The organism is Roseibium marinum (assembly GCF_002906165.1).
GTDB lineage: Bacteria > Pseudomonadota > Alphaproteobacteria > Rhizobiales > Stappiaceae > Roseibium > Roseibium marinum.
Genome location: NZ_PPCN01000008.1, coordinates 139,671 through 166,663, shown reverse-complemented (window position 1 = coordinate 166,663; position 26,993 = coordinate 139,671). Strand labels below are relative to the sequence as shown.

Genomic DNA, 26,993 nt, shown 5'->3' with positions numbered 1-26,993 from the left:
GACATGCGTATCGGTGATCTAGCTGAAAAGTCGGGGCTTTCGACCGACACATTGCGATACTACGAGAAGATCGGTCTCATTCCGCGTCCCCTCAGGGATGCGGGAGGACGGCGGATCTATGATGGGACCATCCTGCGCTGGATCGAATTTCTCGACCGGCTGAAGGCGACCGGCATGGGGATCAGGGACCGGCTGCGCTATGCGGAGTTGCGGACCCTGGGCAGCGCATCGCTTGCCGAACGCAGATCCTTGCTGGAATCGCATCGCAGGAAGGTTGTCGCGGATATCGCGCGGCTGACCGAAACGCTGGAAGTCCTGGACGATAAGGTTGTTCTCTACAGAAGGATGGAAGCGGGCGAAACCGTCGATCCGGCCTTCGAAAGCTGCGCCCGCACCGAACACGGCGCGCCGCCAAATCAGGACAGTTCCCACCATGACAGACGCACTGGAGCGCGGCCGCGCGCTGATAGAAAAGCTTAATCCCGACCTCGAAGCCGTCCTTGCCGGGCGGTATGACGATCTGCTCCCGGGCTTCGCCGAGAGCCTCGTCGAATGGGCCTATGGGCGTCACTATGCCCGTCCCGGCCTGGATCTGAAGACCCGTCAGCTGTGCACCATCGCGGCGCTGACGGCGCTGGGCGGACAGACCGGGCCGCAACTGAAGATCAATATCGAGCACACGCTGGCGACCGGTGCGAACCGCGAGGAGGTCATCGAGGCCATCTGGCAGATGGCGGTCTATGGCGGGTTGCCGGCGGCCATCAACGGGCTGAACGCCGCGCGTGAGGTCTTCGACGAACTGGACGCGGCCGCCTGAGGGCACAGTTTCCACCGTCATCAACTCTGTCGAGCGACGTGAGAGGCTGAGCACAGCCCTTACAGCGGTTATTCCGGACGAGTGAGACGCAAGTCGAACGCAGGTCCGGAATCCAGCGCATCAGCGCGGGTGTGAGCGAGTTTTCTACAGTCATCGCTTTGGAAGAAATAGCCGCGCCTGGGGCGCGAATGATGCGCTGGATTCCGGGTCGGCGCGCAGCTTAGGCTGCGCTTGCCCGGAATGACGCCGGAGAGGCAGGCGCTCCGGCTCTCTGTTCGCTCAACGGGGTTGATGACGGAGGGGATGAGGGACGTGGTGCGTGTCTCTGACGTCAGGATCAGCCGCCGGCTTTTGGCAGGTCGGAATGGCCGAGGTCCTTCTCCGGCCACAACAAGTCGCGAAGCCGCTGTTTCAGAACCTTGGCTTCCGGGAAACCGCCGTCCTGCTTGCGGTCCCAGACCGGTTGGCCGTCGCAGGTGATGGTGAATGTACCGCCGGTGGCCGGGACGAGCGTGACCGCGCCGGTTTCCTCTGAAAAGGTGGAGAGAATTTCCTGGGCCATCCACGCGGAACGCAGCAGCCAATTGCATTGGCGGCAGTAGGTGATGATGATATGGGGAGCCGGAACGTCCGTCATGGCGTTCTCCTTTTCAGAACAGGTGATCTTCAGCGCTTGTGCCACATTCTTCAACCAATACGCCAGACGCCTTGAGCGCGGATATTCTCAAGGCTTTCGAGCGCCATCCGGACCTTTTGGAGATTTGCGGGGCGCCCGGCAGAGCCGTGCCGCAGGCCGGTCTGACCAACCGCGTCTACCGGCTTGAAGCCGAGCGCGGCCTCTTTTTCCTGCGCCTGCCGAGGCCCGAGAATGCCGGGCTTATCGACAGGCAGGCGGAGGCGCGGAACCTCGGTCTGGCGGCGGAGCTCGGGCTCGCGTTGCCACCGCTGTATGTCCATCCCGGCGAAGGCATTCTTGTGACCGGGGCGGTGGACGTCATGGATTGCGCGCCGGAGGATTTCCCGTCCCGGCTTGGCGATACGCTCGGCAGGCTTCACGGGTCCGGTGCGGAGTTCGCGGGTGTTCTCGATCCGGATGACGTCTACAGGGCGCAGCGGGATTTTCTTGCCTCGGCGGCGGAGCTCCGGCCGGAGATTGCGCCCCTCGATCAGGCCTTGCGGGAGCTTGCGAACCGGCCTGCGGATGCCGGCGCTATTCGGCGCGTGCCCGTTCATGGCGATCTCTCGCCGGGAAATTGCCTCTGGACACCGGATCGGCTGTGGCTGATCGACTGGGAATATTCCGCGATGGCGGATCCCGCCTGGGATCTGGCCTATGCGATCCTGGAACACGGGTTTTCCGAGGTTCAGGAAAGCGCCTTTCTCGCCGCCTACAAAGCAAAGCAGCCAACCTCCCTCGTCCCGGCCGGGGACCGGCTCGAAGCCATGAAAGCCAGATGCGATGCCGTATCAGCGCTCTGGGCGCTGGAGCAGGTGGCGAGAGGCCGGGATGCCGGTATTTTCCTCCCTTTCGCCCGGGGCAGGAGAGACCGCGCGCTGGCCCGGGTGCGCGTATTAATCTAGGGTCTGTGGACAATAAGGATTTGGTCGAGGTTTGGATGCAAAACGCCCAGTTCACGAAGCAAGGTCGCAGGAAGGGTGTTCCCTTTCAAGACATTGGGACGCCGAAATGGGCGTTTTGCGCCAAATCTCTTCGAGACGCGGCGGATTTCGGTCCCGACTGCGTCGGAAAGTCCTTGTGGTGGGCGGCACCACTGCGGACTTTCCTCCTGTTCGGACACCGAAATCCGGCTCGCGCCGCGACCCAAACCTAATTGTCCACAGACCCTAGTTCACCAGACCGGGCTTCAACTCCGGATCGGCGAGGCATTGCGCATACCTGCCGTTCATCCGGTCACGCAGGGACTGGTTTTCCGGGTCCTCGTTGAGCGCTGTCCAGATGCCGTCCGCCTTGAGAAAGGCGAGTGTGCAGCCACAGGCCTGCTCACATATATCGGGTGCGCCGAAATTCTCCTGACAGGCGGTGGAGCAATTGCGGACAAAGGCGTTTCCGGCCCGATCGACATCGCCCGCGACGAGCGTCGCGGCCCAGACGAGACCATAGAGCACCGGCTGGTGCAAAAGGTAGATGGGCAGGGAATGTCGTCCGATGAACCGGGTGAACCGGCCTGCGGGATCCGTCGCGCGGATGGCGGACAGTTTCTCCCAGATCCGGGCCCTGCGGAACAGCTTCGAGATGGCTACGCCCGAAAGTGTTGCTCCGGCCCAGGGTGCCAGCGGCACATAATCGACGCTGCCGAAGTCCGGCGTTCCCAGTCCCGTCCACAGCCAGAGCTGTCCGTTGAAGACGAAGGAGCTTGCCCAGAGGGGCAGGGTCAGAACGAAGGCTGCGGCGGCGGCCGCCATCCAGAGTGGCCAGCGGGTGAAGGGGAGGGCAATAATGCTGGAGGCGGCGATGCAGTGCAGAATGCCGAAGCGCACGAAACTGTCGCCGAAGGTGAACCAGGTCGCCAGGGAAACGGCTGCCGCGGCGGCGACGATCACCGCCAGCCGGCGCAGAAAGGCTTGCCGGCGAATGCCCCTGTGATGGGCCAGTTCCAGGCTGATGCCCGCGACAAACAGAAAGCTGCCGGCGATCGCGGCGGCGAAACCGCGCCAGCCCTCGCCCTGCGCAACAGCCCAGTCGACGAAACCGAACCAGGAAAGATCCCAGGACAGGTGATAGACCGCCATGGCGACAACGGCGAGACCGCGGGCGAGGTCGAGCACAGCCAGACGCGTTGAGGACATTTTCCGGTTTTCCGCAAAGTTCCACAGACCTTAGCGCGCCGGGAACGTTCATTTTGTGAAAGAGGTAGGCCTAACCGCTGAAAGTTACAACCAGTGTCGTGATCAGGGCCGTCGCGGCCACCATTGCGCCAACGTATGGCCACGGAGACGGCCGGTGAACGGTAAACACATCGCGGTTCGCCGGATCCTGCAGCATAGCCTTCAACCCCCTGGTCCCAAAACAGTCGGGCAAGAGTGCTGCAAACAGGACCGGACTGAAAGGCGGGCAGCCGGTTCCTGACCCGTTTTCCCAAGAAAACCGCCGCCTTGTGGACTATCCGGCAAAACCTGCCGGTCCGGCTTGACGTAACCTAGGGTGCGTGGACGAATTGGAGGCGCATTTCGTGAGAAAAGAGGCGGGAGATGGCCGGGAAGGATCCGCGGAGCGTATCGGCGATACGGTCAAGGATTTTTTCGCGTCGGATCGAAGCCTCTTGTCTCACCCGAAGGACCGGGTCTCCATCGCCCAATCCCAGCGCCAATCCGTCTTGATGATGGGCCGGCATCACCTGCACCGGAATGACTTGATCTTGAACGATGCAGCTCCCGGCGAAATGCATCTCCAACTCGTCCACACGGCCAAGCCTGTTGGAATTCCGATCTAAAGATCGAGGGCGTCGAGGCCGGCTTCCATGTGGTCGGCCAGCAGCGGCATGCCGAGCAGGTATTTCGCGGTGGGACCGACAGCGCGTTCACGGGCTTCCTGGAGGGCCTGTTCAAAATCCTCGGCCTCGAAATCGCCGCGGCCGATCCAGGTGATGGCGACCAGCTCGGCAGCTTCGTCAACGTTGAGGTCCTCGATCAGTTCGCGCAGTTCCTCATCGGAGAGGTCGTCGTTTTCCTCCTCCGCCAGACCGTCGTGACCGTGGCTCTGTTTCAGTGCGTCGGCGTCGAACTCCACGTCGCCCTCATGGCCGTCTTCGAACGTATCCTCCAGCGAGGAGGATACCGCTCGGGCCTTTTGGGCCAACAGGCGGATCGTATCCGCGGATAAAGTCAGGTCGATGTCCATGTCTGCCTCCGGCGAGCCTTCCCATCCTTTATCGATTCACTTTGCCCCCTTGGCAATGGTGATGATGTGAATCTGTCTCACGGGTGCCCGGAATTCGGGAGCAGATGCGCGAACCTGCCGGGCGCCGCGTGGAAGGCATTTCAACCTTTCCCCCAGGTTATCCCCGGTATTCTTGAATGATAAACGCGCATCGGGTTAATTGCCGGTTCTTCCAGCCCTTCAGGCAATAACTGTCTTGCAGACAGCCGGACGTGTTGCTTTACTTGGCCAACAAACAAATTTCCGCTCTTGACCGGGAGCCGCGCCGATGGCGCAGGACCTGGGTACCAGCCGGACTTCGGGCCTTCACGGGTCCTGAAATTAAGCCGGGGGCAAAGCGGAGAACATTTTACCGGGGGCGGACCGGGCACTTGGGGCCCGGCTTTCATACGAGACAAGTATGAGGCCGGGCCTCGGCTTTACTAGGCTTGTGCCTTGGCTCGCCCAGGCGAAATCATGATTTTATGGGTCCGCAGCCTGACTACCGGGAGCTTGTTTCGAATTCGATCGAGGGAAGCGCCGCAAATGTTGTGGCCGTCAGGTTGAATCACCCAATTGCCCCGAAGGGAATTGCCCTCAATAGGGCTGATGCATGCCTGGGGACGCGCGCATTTGTTGTCCCGACGGTTGCGAAGATTTTTCCGTCAGGATTTGCTGTGCGTGCTGCCCTTGCGGGGTGGCCATGGCGGCGGCGGCCATCAGGCCTCCGGCAAGCAGCAAGCCGAGAAAGATGGCCTGCAGGAGCGGGCGTGCTTCATTAAAATCGCTCTTCGCGGGGGCCTGCCCGCGGCTTTTCACTGTTCTAGGGTGTGCCATCGTCACGTCATCCGGTCTGTATTCAGTGGCCGGTTTGGCCGGCAGTCGTTCAATCAGTTCTTGCGGCCCGGGGCCCGGGCCAGTTCGCCGAAAAGGCGCCGGCCCATCCGGAATGTCAGCGCCGTCATCGCCAGGAAAGCGGCAAGCGGCGGAGCAAGCATCGGTTCCAGTGCGTAGATCATCAGCAGCAAGGGTCCGGCCGCCAGCATATAAAACAAAGCCGGTGGGAAGCTTGCGCCGGATTTGCCGGGCGATGTGACGTCAGTTTCCGGTGATTGCATGGGTGCCTCCTTCATCCTCGGAGCCGATACTCTCCGAAATAATTGCGCCGGCACCCGGACGCCATTCAGGCTGCAGATGTGAGTTTTCGTGACAATTTTGAGGCAAATTTTAAAGATTGCGGTCGGGGGCCAAAGAGGACCGTCCAGGCCGGGGCGGGACGGCCAGTCCCGCGAGCGCCCAGGCTTTGCTCCGCCACGATCCCAAAGGGAATGAAGTCGGGCTCTGAGACTGTGAGCTACAGCACTTTAAAAGAATACGGAGTCGCTTGATGGGCTGATAAAATCCACCGAAGGCTGGTTTTTCACGCCCGCCGGACAGCGTTGCGGTCAGCTTGTGGCCAGAAAGGCCACGGCTCTGACCGCGCCTTGCCGGCAGACCCGAAAAACGGGTCAAGCGGCTCCGTATTCTTTTAAAGTGCTCTAATTCGGCAGTCTGACCGTCAGTTCGAGTTCAACCTGCAGATCCGGCGCGGCGAGGGCCGCGACGCCGACCCCGGTAATACAGGGCTGGGCACCGCCGAAAAACGCCAGCAAGGGTGGAAATGCCTGTTCCAACCGTTCCGGCGTGAGATCGGTCATGAAACAGCGCGCGATGACAATATCTTCCGGCGCGGCACCGATGGCGGTCAGGGCGGAGCTGGCGTTGGCTGTCACGAGTTTCATCTGCTCGACAAGGTCACCGGGAACCGGCAGTCCGTCCGGGCGCCAGGCAACCTGGCCGGACACATAAGCCATGCGGCCCGCCTCGACGATGGAAATCTGGGAATATCCCAATTTCCCCGCATCCGGTAAGGAAGACGGGTTCATTCGGGTGATGGCTTGTGTCATAAGGAGGGCTACCTTTGCAGCGTCTGTGTATTCATATGTGATGAAAACCACTACAAATGTAGAGAAAAAATGTCAACGAAAAAAGCCGCCCGGCGGGAGCGCATCCTCAACGGCGTAATCGATCTGCTGGCCGGGCGGGGCCTGGAAGGCGTGACCCACCGTGCCGTTGATGAGGCGGCGGCCCTGCCGCAAGGTTCGACATCCTATTATTTTCCGAAAAAGTCGGCCCTTTTGGGCGCGGCGGCGGAGCATCTTGCCGGGCTCCTGGAAAAAGACTGCGACGAATTGCAGGTCGGATTTGCTGAAAAGGCAGCCGCGGAAGGGCTGGACGCGGCGGTTGCCTATGTGGCGGAGGAACTCGTGACCTACACCGACGCGTCCCGCCATCTGTTCCTGGCGCGGATGGAATTGACCCTGGCTGCCGCGCGCCGCGAGGATCTCGCTGGTGTCGGGGTGCATCTGACGGCAGCGGCGCGCCGGCCGATAGAATTTTTTCTGAAACTGATTTCCGAGGGCAGGGAGGATGTGCCGATCGAAACATGCGCGGCGCTGATTGACGGCATTTCGCTGATGTATGCCACCGGACAAGGGCCCAAGCCGACCACCGAGCAGGTCGCATCCGTCTTCAAGTCTATTCTCTAGATCAGCGGGTGTTCAATCGAAAACGATTGTAGCGGGAGAGGCTCCCGCTTCATGGGGCGGACCCGACATCAGCGGCCTCACCATTAATCTCCTGTAAAAATGACAATGAAAAATCTATAAAACCATGGAGTACACTACGCTAAACTTGAAAAATTGTGCGAAACACTTCGATTTTAAGATGCCATTTTAATGTTTGTTTTCTTTTAAGACAGATACTCCTCTCAAGGGTGAACGTCTACAAACAGGTCGGGCAAGGGATGACATTCAACGTAGCGCGAAGAACTGCTGCCGAAAAGCCTCAGGAGCCTGTCAATTCGCCGGTGACGCCTTCTGAAAAGGAGGAAGAAAGTCCGGCGCTTTCCCTGGCGGGTCTCCAGTTCTTCATCGCCGATATAAGCCGGAAGACGATCCTCTGGCACGAGATCGGCTCGCAGACCTTCAACAGCGAAGTCAAGGATCTGCAGGAGGCCCCTTCCAACGAGGCCCTGCGTCATCTGTCGCCGGAAGACCGCAAGACCATCCTGCGTCTGGTACAGGGGGCGATCCGCGAGGGCCAGGCCGGCCCGTTCGACGTCGGCGGCGGACCGGACCACCGCATTCCGGGTATTCCGATCGTCGCCCACAAGTATGAACTTCCGGACGGGCGCATAATCGCGATCTGTTTCCCGTCGATTGGCGAAAACGACGACAATCCGGGGCGCATGGTGCTCGGACTGGCGCCTATCCTTCAGCATTTTGTCGCCTCTTCAAATCGGGTGGTTCTGCTGGTCGACAATTTCGGCTACGTGCGCTTCGCCAGCGAGGGCTTTGTCAAATGTTTCCAGATTGAAGACGCCCGGATGATCCTGGGGCGCAACGTCGCTCATATTCAGAAAAAGGTCGGGAAAACCATCGTTTCGTTGGCGCTGGCCGCCCTCACCCGGCGGGCGAGCGCGACGGGTCGGGGCAAATTCCTGCTCCCGAACAATGACAGTCTCGAGCTCAACTACGATGCCATGTATTTCCGTATCGGCGGCTCCGTCGGCGGCGTCTTGTTCTCGGCCGGCCATGTCAGCGGGGATGTCGACTTCGCGAGGGTGTTTGAAATCTGCAGCGCACCGATCCTGGTGATCAATGGCAAATCGCGCATGATCGTTGCCGCCAACAATGCTGCCCTGAAAGCTTTTCACCTGACAGCCGACGTTATCGGCGAACGGCCCATCACGGAAATGCTGCTGCATGCCAACAGCTATTCCTCCCTGCTGGAGGCTGCGAAGCAGGGCTCTGAAGTACCGGTTTCAGTCCCGGTGAACCTGCTGAACGGCCAGACCAAGAAAAAGCGGTTCAAATGCACCCTGCTGGATGCGGACAAGAAAGAGCCGAAACTGATTTTGGAGACCCGGAGCTAATACATAGCGTAATTCCGGCGGCCACTCTCCCGCTTCAGCCCATTGGGGCGTTCGGTGCGACCCCGCATCATAGGCTTGGGAGAGTGGCCGCCGGAATTACGCTATGTATAAAGCGTGTCGCGGCAGGTGGACTGCCGGATACTCCCATACGTTAAGATCGATCGACTTTCAGACCTCCAGTGGATTTCGACTGGAGGTCTTTCGATTCGAGACGAGCCTTCGGCTCCATCGAAATTCGGATTGGGACTTGTCTTCCAGAGCGCGCGGATCTAGGGTCCGCGCGCTGTTATTCCCGCTTTCCTGGAGGATATTATGGGCTTTCTCGCTGACGCATTGGCGCGTGTACAACCTTCCGCGACCATAGCTGTCACCAACAAGGCGCGCGAGCTTAAGGCCGCCGGCCGCGATGTTATCGGACTTGGCGCCGGCGAGCCGGATTTCGACACGCCGGACAACATCAAGGCGGCAGCCATCAAGGCCATCAACGAAGGCAAGACCAAATACACCGCCGTCGACGGTATTCCCGAGCTGAAGGCGGCGATTGCCGCGAAATTCAAACGGGAAAACGGCCTTACCTACGAAATCAATCAGATCACTGTCGGCACCGGTGGCAAGCAGGTGCTTTACAACGCACTCGTGGCGACGCTGAACCCGGGCGACGAAGTCATCATCCCGACACCCTACTGGGTCAGCTATCCGGACATGGTGCTGATGGCGGGCGGTGAGCCGGTCATCGTGGAAGCCGACAAATCGACATTCAAGATCACGCCGGAAGCCCTCGACGCGGCAATCACCTCGCGCACCAAGTGGCTGATCTTCAACTCGCCGTCCAACCCGTCGGGAGCCGCCTACAGCGAAGCGGAACTGAAGGCGCTGACCGATGTCCTGGTCAAACATCCCCATGTCTGGGTGATGACCGACGACATGTACGAGCACCTGGTCTATGACGACTTCAGGTTCACAACGCCGGCGCAGATCGAACCGGAGCTCTATGGGCGCACGCTGACGGTCAACGGAGTGTCCAAGGCCTATGCCATGACCGGCTGGCGGATCGGCTATGCGGGCGGGCCGGCCGAACTGATCAAGGCGATCGCCAAGGTCCAGTCGCAGTCGACGTCCAACCCGTGTTCCATTGCCCAGTGGGCGGCGGTCGAGGCGCTGAACGGCACGCAGGATTTCATTCCGAAGAACAACGAGATCTTCAAGGAGCGCCGGGATCTGGTGGTCTCCATGCTGAACCAGGCGAAGGGCCTTTCGTGCCCCATGCCGGAAGGGGCGTTCTATGTATTCCCGTCCTGCGCCGGAACCATCGGCAGAACCGCACCCTCCGGCAAGGTGATCGAGAGCGATGCCGACTTCGTCACCGAACTTCTGGAAACGGAAGGTGTTGCCGTCGTGCAGGGATCGGCATTCGGTCTCGGCCCGAACTTCCGCATCTCCTACGCGACCGCCACCGAGGCGCTCGAAGAGGCCTGTACCCGCATCCAGCGCTTCTGCGGCAATTTGAAATAAAGACGCTTTTCAGCGACTTATGTCAGGAAGGGCGGCGTTTGCCGCCCTTTTTCGTTCGTTTGTTTCGCCCGGTCGCGGCGCGATGGGTTTATCGCCCCGATTTTGACGCGATGGACACGCATACCACGGTGTTGCCCGCTACCGCTGAGACGGTGCGGGCTTTTTACGCTCTTGATTAGGAGACTTCCTGAATGCGTTTTCCCTTATTTGCCCTTGCCGCGGCCGCGCTTTTCGTTTCCGGTCCGGTCCTGGCGGACGAAAACAGCCCGACAGTTGAAATCGGAACGCTGAAATGCCTCGTGGAGGGCGAGCACAGCTTTATCGTCGGCTCCACCGCGACACTCGGCTGCAGTTTCAATCCGGCCGATGGCGGCGCGGTTGAATATTACAGCGGCAAGGTCCGGGACTACGGCCTGGATATCGGCAAGACCAGCGAAGGGACCCTGGTCTGGGGTGTGCTGGCACCCTCCGCCAACCGCAAGCCGGGCCTGTTGGCCGGCACTTATGGCGGCGTGACCGCCGGTGCGAGCCTGGGAGCCGGGATCAACGTGAATGCGCTCGTCGGCGGCTTCGACCGTTCGATCGCGCTGAACCCGTTCAGCGTGGAAAGCAAGACCGGCACCAATCTGACCCTCGGTGTAAGCAAGATGACGCTTGAGCGCATCAACTGATCGCGAGATAGAGAGCCCATCCCCGGCTACCGCGCCGGGGACCGTGGCTCCTCCGCACCCTCAATCCATTGTGAGGATTGCTCCGCCGCCGTCTATTGCCCTTCCCGGCAGGTGGCATTCGCGCCCGCGCAAGGTCCGGTGCTTACGTTTGGCCGCATGTTCTGGCGGTTGATCTCTTGCGTGCGGTTCAGCCGGTTCGAGTTGTCGTTGCGCTGGTTGGTCGACAAATCCGATTCCTGGCGGTCGAGGTTCCGGTTGAGCTGTTGCTCGGCGGAGGGCAGGCGCGGAGAGCTGGACTGCGGCAGCACGCGAAGCTGGTTACTTTGGGCGGACGCGGAAATTGTGCAAAGGATCAAAAGCCCTGCTCCCAAAGCCGCCGCCGTCCGTGAGGAAAGCGAGGGGCACATTGCCTTATCGCGTTTTTTTTGCATTCGTTGAGTCCCTTTCAGGTACTTGCCGCTAAGCTGTTACGCAGTCTGGATGATAACGGATGACCTGGGCCGGGAACAGGATGCAGGTCAAACGAATTGCTGCGCTGCCGCGTAAGTTTCCCTTGCGTTGACGTCCTGATCGGCGCGACCATGAAAAACCGCCCCTGATCGATGCGCCGCAGAATTTGGGGCCAGGTGCCCGGGATTCTTGAAGATCTGGACCTGTATCGCAGCACGGTCAGGTTGCCGGTTCTCTTCAGATCCTGGCGTATCGGGTATCGGCCTTCGATCCCATCCGGGCGAGACGCGGCAGGCCCGCGTTCCTAGAGCGAGATGAGCTAAAGATGAATTGTTTCATGGCGGAATGCGGTCCATTCGACAGGGCGCGGAATGCCATTCGCTCCGTCCGCGGACAATCGCCCCGCGGCCGGACGGTTCCTCTTTAAGTCATCTCGCTCTTGCCGCCGGCCTTGCCGCGTTGTTGAGGGAATTTCCTCGAACACGGGAGGTAAACGATGGCAATCAATACCAATGGAAGGGGATCTGAAGCGGACGGTGCGCCGCGCTGCATCGCCCTGGTCGGTCCGTTCGGCAGCGGCAAAACCAGCCTGTTGGAGGCTTTGCTGGCGCGAACGGACAAAGTGGCCCGTCAGGGAACCGTGGCGGACAGGAACACGGTGGGCGATGCCGCGCCGGAAGCTCGGGCGCACGGCATGAGCGTGGAACTCAATATCGCGGATGCCACCTATCTGGATGACCGGTTCGTATTCGTCGATTGCCCTGGTTCCGTGGAGTTTCTGAGCGAAATGGACGGGGCGCTCAGCGGCGTCGATCTGGCCGTCGTTGTCGCCGAGGATGACGAGCGCAAGGTTCCTGCCTTGCAGCTTATCCTGAAAGCTCTTGAAGCCCGCGCCATCCCGCGGGTTTTGTTTTTGAACAAGATCGACAGGAGCAGCCGGCGTGTGCGGGATGTCCTCAACGTGTTGCAGCCGGCCTCCGCGGTGCCGTTGGTGCTGAGACAGATTCCGATCTGGGAAAACGGTCAGGCGACCGGGTTCATCGACCTCGCCCTGGAGCGGGCGCATGTCTATCACGAGAAGGAACCGAGCACGCGGATCGACATGTGCGACGCGGACCGGACCCGCGAGCACGAGGCCCGCTTCACAATGCTGGAGCATCTGGCCGATCATGACGACGATCTCATGGAAGCGCTGCTGGAAGACATCGCGCCCGACCGGGATCAGGTTTTCGCCGATCTCGTCAACGAGATGCGGGACGGACTGATCTGTCCGGTCTTTTTTGGTTCCGCCGAGCATGGAAACGGCGTCAGCCGCTTACTGAAAGCACTTCGCCATGAGGTGCCGGGTGTCGATCTGCTCGCGGGCCGCGTTCTGGGCAAACGCAATCGCGATGCGCTGCAGGTGATCAAGACCCTGCACACCCAGCACGGCGGCAAACTGTCCATCGCCCGGGTTCTCGACGGACAAGTCTCCGACGGCGACAGCCTGTTCCTGAACGGCGAGCGGGAAGTGAAGGTGTCCGGCCTGTTTTCGATCTTCGGCCAGCAGGCGTCGAAGATCGCAACGGCCGGCAAGGGGGCGCTGGTCGCGCTCGGCCGGATGGAAGATGTCAGGACGGGAGACCTGCTCTGCTTCGATACGGACGCGCTTTCAAGTCTCTACCTTGCCGAGGCGCGGCCGCCGGTGCTGGCCACCGCCATTTCCGCTGCCCAGCGCAAGGATGAAGTCCGCCTGTCAGCGGCCTTGGCCAAACTCGCCGAGGAAGATCCGTCTCTGACCATAAGCCAGAACCAGATCACGGCGGAGACGCTTCTGGCCGGCCAGGGCGAAATGCATCTGCGTGTCGCCCAGGAACGGCTTGCCGGAAAATACGGGTTGGACATCTCGGTCTATGCGCCGCATGTGCCCTATGCCGAAACCATCCGGTCCGGCACCAAAATACGCCGGCGGCACAAGAAGCAGTCCGGCGGGCACGGACAGTTCGGTGATGTTGCGCTGGAAATCGGGCCGCTGCCGCGCGGCGAGGGTGTTCAGTTCACCGACACGATTTCCGGCGGGGTGGTGCCCAAACAGTATATTCCTTCCGTGAAGGACGGCGTGCTGGAAGCTCTCGGCCGCGGGCCGCTCGGCTTTCCGGTAGTCGATGTATCCATATGCCTGACGGATGGTTCCTATCATTCCGTCGACAGCTCGGACCAGGCTTTCAAGATGGCAGGCATTCTCGCGATCCGGGAGGGCCTGCCGGAGTGCAAACCGGTGCTTCTGGAGCCGATCCAAAAGGTGGTGATCGCCTGTCCCAGCGAGGCTACCGCCAAGGTGAACGCCATCGTCTCGGCGCGGCGGGGACAGTTGCTCGGCTTCGACGCACGGCCCGGCTGGCCCGGCTGGGACGAGATTCAGGCCTTGATGCCCGAAGCCGAAATCGGCGATCTGATTGTCGAATTGCGCTCGGCAACGGCGGGTGTCGCAAGCTACACGGCCGAATTCGACCATTTGGCCGAACTCTCCGGAAAAGCCGCGGAACTGGCCCTGCAGCGCTCCGGCAAGCAGCAGGCCGCGTGAAAAGACGCCTGGCTCTCCCGCATCCCGAGGAGGGGCATTCGTGCCCCTCCAGGGTACGGATCCATGAAATTATGCTTTCAGGTCGTTCAGGTAACGAAAATTCCGGACCCGGTCACCAGGGCGTTATTTGCCATTGAAAGACGTTTCCGCTTTCCTCACGGATAAACGGGAGACTTGAAATGAACATTTTGAAAAAGCGCAGCTGGGATCTCCCCGAGCGCGAAGCTACACCTGAGCATATCTTCATGAACCGCCGCCAGATCCTCGCCGGGCTCGCCGGTGGCGGCGCGCTGCTTGCCAGCGGCCTTGCTCCGCGCCCGGCATTCGCCGAAGAAGACCCGAGCGCGGGGCTTTATCCGGTCAAGCGCAATGCAGCATATGAGCTGGACCGCGATCTGACAGCGGAAGAAATCGCCTCCAAATACAACAATTTTTATGAGTTCGGAACGCACAAGCAGACCTGGCCGGCGGCGCAGAAGCTCAAGATCCGGCCCTGGACCGTCACGCTGGACGGCATGATCGACAATCCGCAAACCCTCGACATCGACGATCTTCTCGCCAAAATGCCGCTGGAAGAACGCCTCTACAGGCATCGTTGCGTGGAAGCCTGGTCGATGGCGGTGCCCTGGTCCGGCTTCCCGCTGGCGGAACTGGTCAAGCTGGCCGGTCCCCAGAGCGGCGCAAAGTACATCCGCTTCGAAACCTTCTTCGACCCGGCCGTCGCCAATGGCCAGAACCAGTCGTGGTATCCTTGGCCCTATGTGGAAGGCCTGACGCTCGAAGAAGCCACGAACGAGCTCGCTTTCATGGCGACCGGTATTTACGGCAAACCGCTTCCCAAGCAGTTCGGCGCGCCGGTGCGCCTGGTAACGCCTTGGAAATACGGTTTCAAATGTATCAAGTCCGTCGTGAAAATCTCTTTCACGGACGAGCGTCCGGTGAGTTTCTGGGAAGAAATCCAGCCGCAGGAATACGGCTTCTGGGCCAATGTGAACCCGTCCGTTCCACACCGGCGCTGGCCGCAGTCCTCGGAATCCGTGCTGGGTACCGACGAGCGCCGCAACACATTGCTCTACAATGGCTATGAGGAGCAGGTTGCCGGGATCTACAAGGATATGACCGGCGAACTTCTGTTCTTTTAGAGCGTGACGCGTTTGAGCGGATTCATGGATTCAGGAGGACGCCCGAGGCAGCGTTTGCATTGCAAATGCGTTCGGGCGATTTCCTGAATTCAATTTAACGCGGCACGCTTTAATGACGGATTTACACGTCAGCGGAGAATAGGCAAAAAAAAGCCGGGTCCCAAAAGACCCGGCAGTCTGAATTGATTCACTGTAAACAGCGAATCACCTTCCAGAGGGGAACAGCTGATCTGGACATCACAGGGAGGAGGACGTGATGTCCGTCTGACCAACAGTGATGCTTATATGCGGTGCACAAGCTGCATAAACAAGAGGCAGCGGCGCAGGTCTGCCATGCGTTTGACGCATGTCTTGATTGTTGGCTTTTTCGTTTCTAGAAAAGTAGTTAATTCAATTACTTACACAGTCTTACCTGCCGATTTTGCTTCTCGTTTTTCTGTTTCTGGCTGGAAATGACAGGGATTTCAGAGTTTTTTCGGAATTTGCATTGTTGGTGAGCATATCGGAATTTGCCCAAATAGGAGGCTGAATAAACATTGCCTTTCGTTGCGGCAAACGACGCAGTGCTTGGCAAAAGCAACTGAAATAAAAGGGTAAATTTCGAAAGGCGGCTAATATAAGCGACGTGTCCCCGCCTTCAGATGGACGCAGACAAGACGGTTTGAAGCGTTAATATCTCCCAACCGGCCTTCAAGTGATTCTACACGAGGGCAGGTTATGTATTTGAATTTTTTTTGGAGAAAGCCATGCGCGTCGCCGAACTCGTTCTTGAAGCCCTTTATCAACATGGCGTACGTCAGGTTTTCGGAATCCCCGGAGACGCCATAAACGACTTCACCTACGCGCTTCACAATCGCTCCGACATGGATTTCGTTCTTGTCCGTCACGAAGAGGCCGGCGCATTCGCCGCCTCGGCGCAAGCCAAGCTGACCGGAGAGCTGAGCTGCTGCATGGGGACCGCCGGTGGCGGGTCGATCCATCTGCTGAACGGTCTTTACGACGCCAAGATGGACAAGGCGCCGGTGATTGCAATCACCGGCCAGGTGGCAACCGATTTCATCGGGACAGGCTATCATCAGGAAGTCGATACCGAACGTCTGTTTTCCGATGTTGCCGTCTATTCCAAGACGGTGATGGATCCCGGGCAGTTGCCGGGAATCCTTCTGGAAGCCATCAAGGCGGCCCTGTCCGAACGGGGCCCGGCTCATATTTCCGTACCCACCAACATCGCCGGCCGCAAGGTGCCCTTCATTCCCGGTAACCTGCAACTGGCCAAGGCCCAGTCACAGATCACTCCGGCGGACACTGCGTTGCGGCAAGCGGCCGATCTGATCGGCAAATCGGTAAAACCCGTGATCCTTGCCGGCATAGGCGGCGCGGAGGCGAAGGCGGACATCCTGGAACTGGCCCGGAAACTGAAAGCGCCGATCGTCCGTACGCTTCGGGCCAAGGACTGGATCGACGAGCATCACATTGAATGTGTCGGGGGACTTGGCCTCCTCGGCGGGCGGGCCGGTTCAAAGGCGATGGACGGATGCGACTGCCTGATCATGCTTGGGACCGATTACCCCTATGTCGATTTCTATCCGAAGTCGGCGAAAACGATCCAGGTCGACCGGGATATCCGGCAGCTTGGCAAGCGCACGACGATCGATGTGCCGCTTCACGGCGATGTCGGATCGACGCTGAAGGCCCTTGTTCCGCTGATTGCGGACAAGACCGCGGATGGGTTCCAGCAAAGCATCAGGGAAATCCACGAAAAGGAACGCAAGAGCTGGGCAAAGGACGAAACGTCCTCGGATACGCCGTTAAAACCGCAGACGGTTCTTGCGACTGTTGGCAGGCTGGCGCCGGAGGATGCCGTGTTCCTGTGCGACACAGGTACGGTGACGGCGTGGTCCGCCCGCCACCTGACTGTAGGCGACGGCCAGAGGTTCGTCCTTTCCGCCTGTCTCGGCACAATGGCCTTCGCCATGTCGGGCGCGCTGGGCGCACAGCTCAGGTTCCCGGACCGGCCGGTTGTCGCGCTCGCCGGCGACGGCGGATTTGCCATGCTGATGGCCGATTTCGTGACGGCGGTGCGCTACAATCTGCCGATCACCGTGGTTGTTCTGGAAAACAAGAAGCTCGGTTTCATCGCGCTGGAACAGGAAGGCAAGGGACTGCCCGAGCATTCCATCGATCTCGTCAATCCGGATTTCGTTGCTTTCGCCAAGGCCTGCGGCGGCGTCGGTCTTCGCGCCGACAGCTATGACGGACTGCAGTCTGCCCTGAAGGAGGCTTTCAGCAACAACCTGCCCACGGTCATCAACGTCGCGGTCGATCCCGAGGCGCTCATCGTCCCGCCTGAAATCAACATGAATCAGGCCTATCATTTCGGTCTGGCCAAAACGCGCGAAAGTGTCGAAACAATTGAAAATGCGCTCAAGGAGCACATGGGCAAGAAGGATGCGAGTGACTGACCGGATCAACCAGTCTGATCAGCGCGCAAGACGCTAGAGCATGTTGCGTAAAATTGAATTGAGGAGATCGCCCGAACGCATTTGCAAAGCAAACGCTGCCTCGGGCGTCTTCCTGAAGCCATGAATCCGCTTAAACGCAACACGCTCTCTAATAAACCCACTTTTCCGCGCTGGTCAGCAGAAATTCGCGGAAGGCCGTAACACGGGCGGTGTTTCTGAGTTCTGACGGGTAGACGAAATAGGTGTCGAAAATGGGCACCTTGTCTTCCTGTTCCGTCAGCAGCGGAACCAGTGCGGACCCCTGGTCGATGATATAGTCCGGCAGGACGGCAATGCCGACACCGGACTGTACGGCGCGTTTGATGGCGACCAGATTGTTGGCCTTGAGCACGGAACGGCGCGGATTGCTTGCCGCGCGTCCGGCGCTTTCCAGCCAGTTCATCGACCGCAGGTAGGCGGGGGTCTGTTCTCCGAACGTTATGATGCGGTGGTTGTCCAGGTCCTCGATGGAATTGGGGACCCCGAAGCGCTGAAGATATTCCGGTGCGGCATAGACATGAAAATGCACCGTGAACAGCTTGCGTTGAATCAGATCGGGCTGGGTCGGCTGCCGCAGGCGGATGGCGACATCGGCCTCGCGCATGCCAAGATCCAGCTCATCGTCATCGAAGATCAGATGCAGATCGACATCCGGATAAAGGTCGATGAAATTCTTGATGCGGGAAGTGAGCCATGTGGAGCCAAGGCCGACCGTGGTGGTCACCCGCAGGGCGCCGGAGGGTTTTTCCTTGCTGTCGGTGAGGCTGGACTGCACCGCTTCCAGCTTCATCAGAACATCGCTGGCGGTACGGTAGAGCAGGTCGCCCTGTTCGGTCAGCAACAGGCCGCGCGCATGGCGGTGGAAGAGGGAGACACCCAGATCCTGTTCCAGTGCGCTGACCTGCCGGCTGACGGCTGACTGGCTCATGTGCAGCGTATCACCCGCGTGGGTGAAACTGCCTGCCTGAGCGGCCGCATGAAAGATACGTAGCTTGTCCCAGTCCATGCGAGCCCCTTCCGGAGGACGGTCAGCGGGCCTATTCTGCCGCCTGCCGTGTGGATGCCGCTTCATGTTCGGCCAGAAACTTCTCCGCTTCAAGGGCTGCCATGCAACCCATGCCGGCAGCGGTGACCGCCTGGCGGTAAATGTCATCGGTCACGTCACCGGCCGCGAAGACGCCGGCAATGGAGGTTCTGGTCGAATCCGGCGCCGTTTGCAGGTATCCGTTCGGCTTCAGGGTCAGTTGATCCCTGAAGAGCTCCACGGAAGGAGCATGGCCGATGGCAATGAAGACACCATCTGTGGAAATTTCCCGGAATTCGCCCGTGGTGGCGTGTTTGAGGCGGATGCCGGTCACGGCCTTGGGCATGCCGCCACCGAGAATCTCGTCGATCTGGTGATCCCAGATCACGTCGATCTTCGGATTCTGGAACAGGCGGTCCTGCAGGATCCTTTCGGCCCTCAGGCTGTCGCGGCGGTGCACGAGCGTGACCTTGCTTGCCAGGTTAGCCAGGTAAAGCGCTTCTTCAACGGCGGTGTTGCCGCCACCGACCACGACAACTTCCTTGTTGCGGTAGAAAAAGCCGTCGCAGGTCGCACATGCGGAAACGCCGGCGCCCATGTAGTCCTGTTCGGAAGGCAGCCCCAGCCAGCGGGCCTGGGCACCGGTGGCGATGACAAGCGTGTCCGCCGTGAAGACCGTGCCGCTGTCAGCCTCCAGACGGAATGGACGCTGGCTGAGGTCCGCGCTGACGATGGTGTCATTGATGACCCTGGTGCCGACATTTTCCGCCTGCTTCTGCATCTGCTCCATCAGCCAGGGGCCCATGATGGGATCCGCGAAGCCCGGGTAGTTTTCGACATCGGTTGTGATGGTCAGCTGACCACCGGGCTGAATTCCGGCGATCAGCGTCGGTTCGATCATGGCACGGGCCGCGTAAATTGCCGCCGTGTAACCGGCCGGACCGGAGCCGATGATCAGAAGTTTGCTGTGTTGCGTGCTCATGAAACGCATCTTCTCCTGTACTAGCCTTACGCTCTAATCTGTCCCGGGGCTGGTGCTGCCAGCGTCAGCCTGCCGGGGGTGCCTTGTCCTGCAGCCGCAACGCCGCGAAGCCGGCAAGAATGCGTTCCGCGATCACGGGCGTTGCGTCAATCGGCTCGTAGGTAGTGGTTTTCAGCGGACCTGGAAAGGGGTGAGTCACGCCGAGACGCCGCAAAGTGTCCAAAAAACGAGTGATCTTGCCGTGACCACCGCTTGGATGGAACACATGAACCGGTTTGCCGGTGGCGGCGGCCTCACCGATCATGTTGGTGGAGTCCGCCGTCGCGACAATGGCATCCGCCTTTGCAAGGTAAAGTCCGAGCGGATTTGAGGTCTCTCCCGTCCAGTACAAGTGACCTCCGGATTTCGCCAGGCTGGCCAGGCCGTAGGCCAGGCCGGGTGGGGTGCGGCGGGACGCAGTGATCATGAGAGCGGCACCGCCATCGCGCGCGATCCGGCGCAATCCGTTCAGCAACCGGTTCTGGTCCTCTTCGGTAAAGGTGTGATGACGGCTGTCACCACCGATCAGAACCGCGACACGGGGCCGGGCGAGGGCGTCGATTTCAGGGGATTTCCGCGCCCGCAGTTTCGCCAGCGTGGCTGCCGGGAAACAGTGCGGCGATGTCGGTGTCACAAGAACGTTGCGCCCGCGCAGCCTGTCGTGTTCGGGAACCCATATCAAGTCCGCGGCATCGGCTCCCGTGCGCGGATCCTTCAGAAATACCGTGAAGGTGCGGCCCCTGGAAAGCCGCTTGAGGCGGCGCAGATAGGCGGCCGCGCGGCGACCGGAGGCGATCGCGATATCGGGATAGGGCGGGGCGAGCGGACTGCCTGGCCTTCCTTCCCATTCCCGCGGGTCGGTCGGGCCGAAAGGCAGCCACCAGGAGAAGGGCGGACGCGGCGCTACACGCCGTGCTTCATATGGACAGTCCAGGGCTTGCGCAACGCCGGTGCATTGCACCAGGTCGCCGGCTTTGCCATCGGTGAGAATCCAGACAGAAGAAGGGGAGGTCTCCAGCGGTCTCGTCATTTTTGGCGAGGTTCCCCAACCTAATCTTTCGAGATCGTGCGTGATTTTGTTATAGTCTTGCACAAACGCGCAAAAAATCATAATCCGGCACGCAAGATACGTTAGCTCGGGATTCTCTTATCCCGCAAGACGACAAGGCCGGTTCGGTGGCAACAACCCACATCTAGTTCAACCCGCTTTCATGCACACCCGCAGGAAAGCCGGCCTGGCCAGGCGAAGTTCGAAGGAGACAGGTTTGAAAGCGCGGCTCGATGCCATTGACTGGCAGATCCTGAAGGAACTGCAAGACGACGGCCGGATGACCAATGTTGAACTGGCAAGGCGTGTCGGCATTTCCGCGCCGCCCTGCCTGCGCCGGGTCAGGGCGCTGGAGGAAGCCGGGCTCATTTTAGGATACCGGACACTGCTGGATGAAAAACAGCTCGGCTACGATGTCACGGCCTTCGCCATGGTCGGCCTCCACAGTCAGACCGAGGCCGATCTGATCGCTTTTGAGGAGACGGTGCAGAAATGGCCGCTCGTGCGGGAAAGCTACATGCTCTCCGGCGAGGTCGACTTTCTGCTGAAATGCGTCGCCCCGGACCTGCAGACCTTCCAGAACTTCGTGATCCGCGACCTGACGGCCGCGCCGAATGTGGACAGCGTCCGCACGGCGCTGACCATCCGCCGGACCAAGTATGAACCGGTCGTACCCATCGGTTGATCGCAGGAACGATTTAACTGGCGGTCTCACCGGACCTTTGTGTGAAATGTTTCAATCTGCGGCGCAGCCGGCGGATCAGGGAGATGTCCCGGAGCGCGACCGCGACCAGTGTAAAGGCAATGCTCAGCAAAAGGCATGTGGTCAGGATCGCGACCGGCAGCATCTGGTTATAGTGGAACGTATCCAGGGCCTGATCGACCGGCTCGACACCGGAATAAAAACGGCTGCGGACCATTTCACGATAAGGATCGAGCCTAAATGTGCCGTATTTCAGGTAGCGCAGAGAGAAAACGGCGACGATGACGGTCGCGGCAAAAACGGCCAGGAAACCGAATATGCGCAGCGCAAACCCGATGGCGCGCTCCTGCCGGCGGGCGACAAGGCGTTTGAAAACCCCTTGCTCCGCCGCGCTCAACCGGGAATAGGCAACCCAGCGATAAATCCACAGCGGTACCGCCGCGACCAGAAGCCAGACCACAATTGCATTGAAAACCATCGACTGCCCTCCGACACATGCCGGTGTTACCTTAGCTGGTGACCGGCAGGCGTCAAAGGGCAAGCGTGCGTGACAAGGGGTCGTACCCTGAAGTGTGTCGCGTTAAATCGAATTCAGGAGATCGCCCGAACGCATTTGCATTGCAAACGCTGCCTCGGGCGTCTTCCTGAATCGATATATCCGCTTAAAGGCAACACGCTATAGAGTCATGAGGAAGTCTGATCAGAGTGGGTTGATCGGACTTGCTTAAGGTCAGCTGAATTTGACTTCGACGATCTCGTAGGAATGAGACCCGCCGGGCGCGGACACTTCAACGCTGTCGCCGACAGTCTTGCCGATCAGGGCGCGGGCGATAGGCGACGAAATCGAGACCTTGTTCTGTTTCACGTCGGATTCGACATCGCCGACGATCATGTAATGCTTTTTCTCTTCCGTATCTTCGTCGATCAGGAAAACCGTCGCGCCGAATTTGACGATGTCGCCGGACAGCTTCGTCACGTCAATGACTTCCGCGCGGGACAGTTTGTCCTCAAGCTCGGCAATGCGGCCCTCATTGTGACTCTGGGCTTCTTTCGCGGCATGGTATTCGGCATTTTCCGACAGGTCGCCATGCGCACGCGCTTCAGAAATGGCATCAACGATGCGCGGACGCTCACCCGTGGTACGCTGCTTCAGTTCATCCTGAAGCATTTTGTACCCGGCGGAGGTCATCGGAACTTTTTCCATGGGTCTCAGACCTTCAGCTTATTGGGTCCCCCTTCCTGAGGACCACGCTTCAAAAACAAACCAAGCCGGGAAAGGCGCGCTTTCCCGGCCGGTCGCGTGTGTATTAGACTTAGCCGAAGTAGGATTGTAAAGGTCTTACTTCAAGGCTTCCCGCTTTGTGGGCGGCAATGCCTTTGGCTGCAGCGACAGATCCGGCCAAGGTCGTGTAGAAGGGCACCTTGTTGAGGAGAGCGGCCCGGCGCATCGACCGGCTATCGGAGATGGCCTGCGCGCCTTCCGTCGTGTTGAAGACGAGCTGGACCTCACCGTTCTTGATAGCATCGACGATATGCGGGCGCCCTTCAAGCACCTTGTTGATTTTCTTCACCGCAATCCCGTTGCTTTCCAGGTAGCGCTGCGTGCCGGCGGTGGCGATGATGCTGAAGCCGGCAGCTTCCAGGTTGCGCACGGCCTCCAGCACGCCCGCCTTGTCTTCATCGCGCATCGAGACAAACACCGTCCCGTGATCCGGCACGCCCGTGCCACATCCGAGCTGGGATTTTGCGAACGCTTTGCCGAAAGCGGTGTCGAGGCCCATGACCTCGCCGGTGGAACGCATCTCCGGGCCGAGGATCGTGTCGACACCGGGGAAGCGGGCGAACGGGAACACGGCTTCCTTGACCGCGATGTGGTTCAGCTTTTTCTCCACCAGCCCGAAGGACGCGAGGCTCTCGCCAGCCATGATCCGGCTGGCGATCTTCGCAACGGGAACGCCGATGGTCTTGGCGACGAAGGGCACTGTCCGGGAGGCACGCGGGTTCACCTCCAGAACGTAGATTTCGCCGTCCCTGATGGCGAATTGCACATTCATCAGACCGCCGACTTCCAGGGCGAGCGCCAGGGCGCGGGTCTGGCGCTTGAGCTCTTCGATCATGTCTTCCTTGAGCGAGAACGCCGGGAGGGAACAGGCGCTGTCTCCGGAGTGAATGCCGGCTTCCTCGATATGTTCCATTATGCCACAGACAAAAACGTCCTTGCCGTCGCACAGGGCATCGACGTCAACCTCGATGGCGCCGTCCAGATACCGGTCGAAGAGCAGCGGGTTGGTGCCGAGAACCGTGTTGATCTGGCCGGTCTTGTCGTTGGGATATTTGGCGCGGACCTCGCCGGGAACCAGTTCCGGCAAAGTGCCGAGCAAGTAGGAGTTGAGCGCTTCCTCGTCGCGAATGATCTGCATCGCGCGGCCACCCAGAACGTAGGACGGGCGGACAACCAGCGGCAGGCCGAGCCTTCCGGCGATCAGACGGCCCTGTTCGACCGAATAGGCGATGCCGTTTTCCGGTTGTTTCAGATCCAGCTTGACAAGAAGCTTCTGAAACCGGTCCCGGTCCTCTGCCAGGTCGATCATGTCCGGAGAGGTGCCGAGGATCGGCACATCCGCTTTCACAAGCGCCTGCGCCAGTTTCAGCGGGGTCTGGCCGCCGAACTGGACGATGACGCCGTGCAGGGTGCCATTTTCCCGTTCCTTGCGGATGACCTCCAGGACGTCTTCCTCTGTCAGCGGTTCGAAATAGAGCCGGTCGGAGGTGTCATAGTCGGTTGAAACGGTTTCCGGGTTGCAGTTGACCATAATGGTCTCGTAACCGGCGTCCTCAAGGGCGAAGGCGGCGTGACAGCAGCAATAGTCGAATTCGATGCCCTGGCCGATCCGGTTCGGGCCCCCGCCCAGGATGACGACTTTCTTCTTCCCGGTCGGGTTGGATTCGCAGGCCGGTTTACCCATGAAGGGGGCTTCATAGGTGGAATACATATAAGCGGTCGGGGAGGCGAATTCCGCCGCGCAGGTGTCGATGCGTTTGTAAACCGGATGGACGTCAAGCTCTTCACGCAACCTGACCACATCGTGGGCATCCAGTCCGGAAAGACTTGCCAGGCGGGCGTCGGAAAAACCCATCGCCTTGAGCTTGCGCAGATTTGCGGCATCCTTCGGCAAGCCGATATTGCGGACCTTGCTCTCCATGGCCAGAATGTCCGCGATCTGTTCCAGAAACCAGCTGTTGATCCCGCTCGCCTGATGAATTTCCTCAATGCTCATGCCGAAGCGCATGGCCTGGGCAACATTGAGCAGACGGGTCGGCGTCGGGATCGCGACCGCGGCGCGCAGGGCGTTCCTGTCGTCGCCCTGGTCAAGACCCGGGATTTCGGTTTCATCGAGGCCGTTAAGACCGGTTTCCAGTCCGCGCAGCGCCTTTTGCAGGCTCTCATTGAAGGTGCGCCCGATGGCCATGACTTCGCCGACCGACTTCATCGCCGTGGTCAGCGTCGGTTCTGCGCCGGGAAATTTCTCAAATGCGAACCGCGGGATTTTGGTGACCACATAGTCGATGGTCGGTTCGAAGGACGCCGGGGTCGCTCCTCCGGTGATGTCGTTTTCCAGCTCATCGAGGGTGTAGCCGACGGCGAGCTTGGCCGCGATCTTGGCGATCGGGAAACCGGTGGCCTTCGAGGCCAGGGCGGACGAGCGTGACACACGCGGGTTCATCTCGATCACAACGAGACGACCGCTTTCCGGGTCGACCGCGAACTGCACGTTGGAGCCGCCGGTCTCGACCCCGATTTCGCGCAGCACCGCAATCGATGCGTCGCGCATGATCTGATATTCCTTGTCCGTCAGGGTGAGTGCCGGAGCAACGGTAATGGAATCGCCCGTGTGCACGCCCATCGGATCGACGTTTTCGATCGAGCAGATGATGATGCAGTTGTCCGCCGTGTCACGGACCACTTCCATCTCGAATTCCTTCCAGCCGAGCAGGCTCTCGTCGATCAGGACCTGGCCGACCGGCGAGGCGTCGATGCCGGAGCGGACGATGGTTTCGTATTCTTCCCGGTTGTAGGCGACCCCGCCGCCGGTGCCTCCGAGTGTAAAGGCCGGCCGGATGATGGCCGGCAGGCCGATTTCGTCGATGGCACGCATGGCCTCCAGATAGCCGGCATTGCGGTCATAGCCGACGATCCTGCCGTTTTCGTCGCGAATGGGCGGAGAGGAGGCGATGGCGGCACGGGGATTTTCCAGACCGATCACGTCCATAGCGGCACGGAACTTCTCCCGGTCTTCCGCCTTTTCGATCACCTCCGCCCGCGCGCCGATCATCTCGACACCGAATTTTTCCAGTATGCCCATCTCCTGAAGATCGAGCGCGCAGTTGAGCGCGGTCTGACCGCCCATGGTCGGCAGAAGGGCGTCCGGACGTTCCTTTTCGATGATCTTTGCCACCAGTTCCGGAGTGATGGGCTCGATATAGGTGGCATCCGCGAGGTCCGGATCGGTCATGATCGTTGCCGGATTCGAGTTCACCAGGATGATGCGATAGCCTTCTTCGCGCAGAGCCTTGCAGGCCTGGGTGCCGGAATAGTCGAATTCACAGGCCTGGCCGATGACAATCGGTCCGGCACCAATGATCAGGATGGAAGAGATATCTGTGCGTTTGGGCATCTCGGCTCGCGGCTCGCAGCGGCCAATCCGGATTAGCGGGCCCGCTATTCGGTCTGGCTCGGGTCTGAAGTGAATGACGATGTTGGCTGAGCGCGTCTTATAGGGAAAAGCGGAGCGCTAGGAAACCCCGGCCGGTCATCGAAGCGTAGTTTTCCGGCTCGGAGGGGGAAGTTCAGTCCGTTTCAGACACTTCCGGCGTCAGCGGCATGCTGGATTGGCCGTCAAAATCGCCGATTCCCTCGGAAAGGGCGTAGCAGGCAAGCCGAATGGATTTCGGAATTTCCACAGGCCGGCCGTCACGGTTGCCTTTCTCGTAATACTGAATCATGCGTTTCTTCAGTCCGAGCCGGTCGGCAGCGTCCTTTTGTTTCAGACCCAGCGTCCGGCGCCAGAGACGGAATTGCTGCGGGGTCATGCCGGGTGCAGGGTTTTTTGATTTTGATTCGGCCATATTACTTATATTCCGGAATAACTTGGGTCCTTGCGGTCACAGCCGGCAGTGCACGGGCCGACAAACCTGACAGAAATAACCTGCACGTTCGCTTGTCAATCGTGAAGTGCACAATGTGCTCCTTTTTATGAGTCCGTAGCCCAGGCCGTGTGGGCGAATTGGAGATGCATTTCGCGCTCAAAGGAATGCAAGTTGAACTCGAGGAGCAGAGCCTCGACATTGGAGACCCGAAGGTGGTTTCGGCAAATCGCCCGACTCGGCACGGCCTTGGGAACCGGATTTTACGGGGAAGGAAATTGTCCGCCACGCCCATGCGTGGGGTGCATTTATGTATGCAAAGCGAGCGTTCGGCGAATGCTTCCAATTTGTTTGGTGGCTATCGGAAAAGTAGTTCAACCGCTGGTGGCTCACATACAAGCCTGTCTTCATGGACTACTGTAATAATTGTCAGTGTTAAGGCAGGGGCAATTAAGTATTTTTCTCAGGCGGGATGCCGTCAAGTCAAGAATACCTGAAACAGGTTGCCATATTTCTGGCAAGTATATTTGCTTGGTTCAGATT

The 26,993-nt window shown here is 59.8% G+C and carries 26 protein-coding genes; 12 read left to right on the top strand and 14 right to left on the bottom strand.

The features are described 5' to 3' along the window. Positions 1–3 precede the first annotated feature (3 nt). The gene (locus CLV41_RS17880; RefSeq protein WP_103223790.1) at positions 4–480 is read left to right on the top strand and encodes a MerR family transcriptional regulator; all 477 of its coding nucleotides are present in this window, start codon (positions 4–6) and stop codon (positions 478–480) included. After that, the gene (locus tag CLV41_RS17875) at positions 434–817 is read left to right on the top strand and encodes a carboxymuconolactone decarboxylase family protein (RefSeq protein ID WP_103223789.1); all 384 of its coding nucleotides are present in this window, start codon (positions 434–436) and stop codon (positions 815–817) included. The genes CLV41_RS17880 and CLV41_RS17875 overlap by 47 nt, the downstream gene beginning before the upstream one ends. 337 nt (positions 818–1,154) lie before the next feature. Here CLV41_RS17875 and CLV41_RS17870 read toward each other — a convergent pair whose 3' ends face one another. Continuing rightward, positions 1,155–1,454, bottom strand: coding sequence for a SelT/SelW/SelH family protein (locus CLV41_RS17870; protein ID WP_103223788.1), 300 nt, complete (start codon positions 1,452–1,454; stop codon positions 1,155–1,157). Between the two features lie 71 nt (positions 1,455–1,525). Between CLV41_RS17870 and CLV41_RS17865 the strand changes: the two genes are divergently transcribed. Continuing rightward, positions 1,526–2,398 (top strand): choline kinase family protein, encoded by an 873-nt coding sequence (locus CLV41_RS17865; RefSeq protein WP_170107243.1) that lies wholly within the window; start codon positions 1,526–1,528, stop codon positions 2,396–2,398. Between the two features lie 264 nt (positions 2,399–2,662). Here the strand turns inward: CLV41_RS17865 and CLV41_RS17860 are convergent, their stop codons facing one another. Beyond that, positions 2,663–3,625 (bottom strand): DUF1624 domain-containing protein, encoded by a 963-nt coding sequence (locus tag CLV41_RS17860; protein ID WP_103223786.1) that lies wholly within the window; start codon positions 3,623–3,625, stop codon positions 2,663–2,665. A 383-nt stretch (positions 3,626–4,008) separates the two neighbouring features. Between CLV41_RS17860 and CLV41_RS17855 the strand changes: the two genes are divergently transcribed. Continuing rightward, positions 4,009–4,269, top strand: a complete 261-nt coding sequence (locus CLV41_RS17855; protein WP_146048600.1) for a hypothetical protein — start codon at positions 4,009–4,011, stop codon at positions 4,267–4,269. Here CLV41_RS17855 and CLV41_RS17850 read toward each other — a convergent pair. The 4 genes from CLV41_RS17850 to CLV41_RS17835 all read right to left on the bottom strand — a co-directional run bounded on the left by CLV41_RS17850 (position 4,266) and on the right by CLV41_RS17835 (position 6,640). Further along, positions 4,266–4,676 (bottom strand): DUF3775 domain-containing protein, encoded by a 411-nt coding sequence (locus CLV41_RS17850; protein WP_103223784.1) that lies wholly within the window; start codon positions 4,674–4,676, stop codon positions 4,266–4,268. The genes CLV41_RS17855 and CLV41_RS17850 overlap by 4 nt on opposite strands. Positions 4,677–5,291: 615 nt before the next feature. Beyond that, on the bottom strand, positions 5,292–5,537 hold the full coding sequence (locus tag CLV41_RS17845) for a hypothetical protein (RefSeq protein ID WP_146048599.1): 246 nt from the start codon (positions 5,535–5,537) through the stop codon (positions 5,292–5,294). A 47-nt stretch (positions 5,538–5,584) separates the two neighbouring features. Next, on the bottom strand, positions 5,585–5,812 hold the full coding sequence (locus CLV41_RS17840; protein ID WP_146048598.1) for a hypothetical protein: 228 nt from the start codon (positions 5,810–5,812) through the stop codon (positions 5,585–5,587). Positions 5,813–6,232: 420 nt separating this feature from the next. After that, positions 6,233–6,640 (bottom strand): RidA family protein, encoded by a 408-nt coding sequence (locus tag CLV41_RS17835; RefSeq protein ID WP_103223781.1) that lies wholly within the window; start codon positions 6,638–6,640, stop codon positions 6,233–6,235. Positions 6,641–6,709: 69 nt separating this feature from the next. On the opposite strand from CLV41_RS17835, the gene CLV41_RS17830 reads away from it, so the two are divergent. The 4 genes from CLV41_RS17830 to CLV41_RS17815 all read left to right on the top strand — a co-directional run bounded on the left by CLV41_RS17830 (position 6,710) and on the right by CLV41_RS17815 (position 10,853). Continuing rightward, entirely contained in the window at positions 6,710–7,282 is a 573-nt protein-coding gene (locus CLV41_RS17830) for a TetR/AcrR family transcriptional regulator (RefSeq protein WP_103223780.1), read from the top strand. 320 nt (positions 7,283–7,602) lie between these two features. After that, complete coding sequence (locus CLV41_RS17825) at positions 7,603–8,670, top strand: hypothetical protein (RefSeq protein WP_208987576.1); 1,068 nt, start codon at positions 7,603–7,605, stop codon at positions 8,668–8,670. Between the two features lie 312 nt (positions 8,671–8,982). Beyond that, a complete protein-coding gene (locus CLV41_RS17820) occupies positions 8,983–10,182 on the top strand; it encodes a pyridoxal phosphate-dependent aminotransferase (protein WP_103223778.1) in 1,200 nt (399 codons plus the stop codon). A gap of 191 nt (positions 10,183–10,373) precedes the next feature. Continuing rightward, complete coding sequence (locus CLV41_RS17815; RefSeq protein WP_103223777.1) at positions 10,374–10,853, top strand: DUF992 domain-containing protein; 480 nt, start codon at positions 10,374–10,376, stop codon at positions 10,851–10,853. A 92-nt stretch (positions 10,854–10,945) separates the two neighbouring features. On the opposite strand, the gene CLV41_RS17810 is transcribed toward CLV41_RS17815, so the two are convergent. Further along, positions 10,946–11,209, bottom strand: coding sequence for a hypothetical protein (locus CLV41_RS17810; RefSeq protein ID WP_146048597.1), 264 nt, complete (start codon positions 11,207–11,209; stop codon positions 10,946–10,948). A gap of 590 nt (positions 11,210–11,799) precedes the next feature. Here CLV41_RS17810 and CLV41_RS17805 point away from each other — a divergent pair. The 3 genes from CLV41_RS17805 to CLV41_RS17795 all read left to right on the top strand — a co-directional run bounded on the left by CLV41_RS17805 (position 11,800) and on the right by CLV41_RS17795 (position 17,470). Beyond that, the gene (locus CLV41_RS17805) at positions 11,800–13,866 is read left to right on the top strand and encodes an elongation factor G (protein WP_103223775.1); all 2,067 of its coding nucleotides are present in this window, start codon (positions 11,800–11,802) and stop codon (positions 13,864–13,866) included. Positions 13,867–14,045: 179 nt separating this feature from the next. Continuing rightward, the gene (msrP, locus tag CLV41_RS17800; protein WP_103223774.1) at positions 14,046–15,008 is read left to right on the top strand and encodes a protein-methionine-sulfoxide reductase catalytic subunit MsrP; all 963 of its coding nucleotides are present in this window, start codon (positions 14,046–14,048) and stop codon (positions 15,006–15,008) included. 746 nt (positions 15,009–15,754) lie between these two features. Further along, positions 15,755–17,470: a thiamine pyrophosphate-dependent enzyme gene (locus CLV41_RS17795; RefSeq protein ID WP_103223773.1), complete on the top strand. Its 1,716-nt coding sequence runs from the start codon at positions 15,755–15,757 to the stop codon at positions 17,468–17,470. Between the two features lie 148 nt (positions 17,471–17,618). Here the strand turns inward: CLV41_RS17795 and CLV41_RS17790 are convergent, their stop codons facing one another. The 3 genes from CLV41_RS17790 to CLV41_RS17780 all read right to left on the bottom strand — a co-directional run bounded on the left by CLV41_RS17790 (position 17,619) and on the right by CLV41_RS17780 (position 20,584). Further along, positions 17,619–18,515 (bottom strand): LysR family transcriptional regulator, encoded by an 897-nt coding sequence (locus CLV41_RS17790; protein ID WP_103223772.1) that lies wholly within the window; start codon positions 18,513–18,515, stop codon positions 17,619–17,621. A 31-nt stretch (positions 18,516–18,546) separates the two neighbouring features. Continuing rightward, complete coding sequence (gene trxB / locus CLV41_RS17785) at positions 18,547–19,515, bottom strand: thioredoxin-disulfide reductase (RefSeq protein WP_103223911.1); 969 nt, start codon at positions 19,513–19,515, stop codon at positions 18,547–18,549. 64 nt (positions 19,516–19,579) lie between these two features. Continuing rightward, complete coding sequence (locus CLV41_RS17780) at positions 19,580–20,584, bottom strand: mitochondrial fission ELM1 family protein (protein ID WP_103223771.1); 1,005 nt, start codon at positions 20,582–20,584, stop codon at positions 19,580–19,582. 235 nt (positions 20,585–20,819) lie between these two features. Here CLV41_RS17780 and CLV41_RS17775 point away from each other — a divergent pair, with 235 nt between their 5' ends. Further along, positions 20,820–21,287: an Lrp/AsnC family transcriptional regulator gene (locus CLV41_RS17775; RefSeq protein WP_103223910.1), complete on the top strand. Its 468-nt coding sequence runs from the start codon at positions 20,820–20,822 to the stop codon at positions 21,285–21,287. A 13-nt stretch (positions 21,288–21,300) separates the two neighbouring features. Here CLV41_RS17775 and CLV41_RS17770 read toward each other — a convergent pair whose 3' ends face one another. The 4 genes from CLV41_RS17770 to CLV41_RS17755 all read right to left on the bottom strand — a co-directional run bounded on the left by CLV41_RS17770 (position 21,301) and on the right by CLV41_RS17755 (position 26,432). Continuing rightward, a complete protein-coding gene (locus CLV41_RS17770; RefSeq protein WP_103223770.1) occupies positions 21,301–21,783 on the bottom strand; it encodes a hypothetical protein in 483 nt (160 codons plus the stop codon). Positions 21,784–22,035: 252 nt separating this feature from the next. After that, on the bottom strand, positions 22,036–22,509 hold the full coding sequence (gene greA, locus CLV41_RS17765; RefSeq protein WP_103223769.1) for a transcription elongation factor GreA: 474 nt from the start codon (positions 22,507–22,509) through the stop codon (positions 22,036–22,038). A gap of 109 nt (positions 22,510–22,618) precedes the next feature. Next, positions 22,619–25,981 carry a carbamoyl-phosphate synthase large subunit gene (gene carB, locus CLV41_RS17760; protein WP_103223768.1) on the bottom strand — a complete coding sequence of 1,121 codons (3,363 nt, stop codon included), beginning with the start codon at positions 25,979–25,981 and terminating at the stop codon, positions 22,619–22,621. 172 nt (positions 25,982–26,153) lie between these two features. After that, positions 26,154–26,432: a helix-turn-helix domain-containing protein gene (locus tag CLV41_RS17755; RefSeq protein WP_146048596.1), complete on the bottom strand. Its 279-nt coding sequence runs from the start codon at positions 26,430–26,432 to the stop codon at positions 26,154–26,156. Positions 26,433–26,993: the final 561 nt, after the last annotated feature.

Excerpts from the sequence above, each read along its gene's own strand:
- CLV41_RS17880 (WP_103223790.1), top strand. The coding sequence starts at position 4 with ATGCGTATCGGTGATCTAGCTGAAAAGTCGGGGCTTTCGACCGACACA.
- CLV41_RS17875 (WP_103223789.1), top strand. The coding sequence starts at position 434 with ATGACAGACGCACTGGAGCGCGGCCGCGCGCTGATAGAAAAGCTTAAT.
- CLV41_RS17870 (WP_103223788.1), bottom strand. The coding sequence starts at position 1,454 with ATGACGGACGTTCCGGCTCCCCATATCATCATCACCTACTGCCGCCAA.
- CLV41_RS17860 (WP_103223786.1), bottom strand. The coding sequence starts at position 3,625 with ATGTCCTCAACGCGTCTGGCTGTGCTCGACCTCGCCCGCGGTCTCGCC.
- CLV41_RS17850 (WP_103223784.1), bottom strand. The coding sequence starts at position 4,676 with ATGGACATCGACCTGACTTTATCCGCGGATACGATCCGCCTGTTGGCC.
- CLV41_RS17840 (WP_146048598.1), bottom strand. The coding sequence starts at position 5,812 with ATGCAATCACCGGAAACTGACGTCACATCGCCCGGCAAATCCGGCGCA.
- CLV41_RS17835 (WP_103223781.1), bottom strand. The coding sequence starts at position 6,640 with ATGACACAAGCCATCACCCGAATGAACCCGTCTTCCTTACCGGATGCG.
- CLV41_RS17830 (WP_103223780.1), top strand. The coding sequence starts at position 6,710 with ATGTCAACGAAAAAAGCCGCCCGGCGGGAGCGCATCCTCAACGGCGTA.
- CLV41_RS17820 (WP_103223778.1), top strand. The coding sequence starts at position 8,983 with ATGGGCTTTCTCGCTGACGCATTGGCGCGTGTACAACCTTCCGCGACC.
- CLV41_RS17815 (WP_103223777.1), top strand. The coding sequence starts at position 10,374 with ATGCGTTTTCCCTTATTTGCCCTTGCCGCGGCCGCGCTTTTCGTTTCC.
- CLV41_RS17805 (WP_103223775.1), top strand. The coding sequence starts at position 11,800 with ATGGCAATCAATACCAATGGAAGGGGATCTGAAGCGGACGGTGCGCCG.
- msrP (WP_103223774.1), top strand. The coding sequence starts at position 14,046 with ATGAACATTTTGAAAAAGCGCAGCTGGGATCTCCCCGAGCGCGAAGCT.
- CLV41_RS17795 (WP_103223773.1), top strand. The coding sequence starts at position 15,755 with ATGCGCGTCGCCGAACTCGTTCTTGAAGCCCTTTATCAACATGGCGTA.
- CLV41_RS17790 (WP_103223772.1), bottom strand. The coding sequence starts at position 18,515 with ATGGACTGGGACAAGCTACGTATCTTTCATGCGGCCGCTCAGGCAGGC.
- trxB (WP_103223911.1), bottom strand. The coding sequence starts at position 19,515 with ATGAGCACGCAACACAGCAAACTTCTGATCATCGGCTCCGGTCCGGCC.
- CLV41_RS17780 (WP_103223771.1), bottom strand. The coding sequence starts at position 20,584 with ATGACGAGACCGCTGGAGACCTCCCCTTCTTCTGTCTGGATTCTCACC.
- CLV41_RS17770 (WP_103223770.1), bottom strand. The coding sequence starts at position 21,783 with ATGGTTTTCAATGCAATTGTGGTCTGGCTTCTGGTCGCGGCGGTACCG.
- greA (WP_103223769.1), bottom strand. The coding sequence starts at position 22,509 with ATGGAAAAAGTTCCGATGACCTCCGCCGGGTACAAAATGCTTCAGGAT.
- carB (WP_103223768.1), bottom strand. The coding sequence starts at position 25,981 with ATGCCCAAACGCACAGATATCTCTTCCATCCTGATCATTGGTGCCGGA.
- CLV41_RS17755 (WP_146048596.1), bottom strand. The coding sequence starts at position 26,432 with ATGGCCGAATCAAAATCAAAAAACCCTGCACCCGGCATGACCCCGCAG.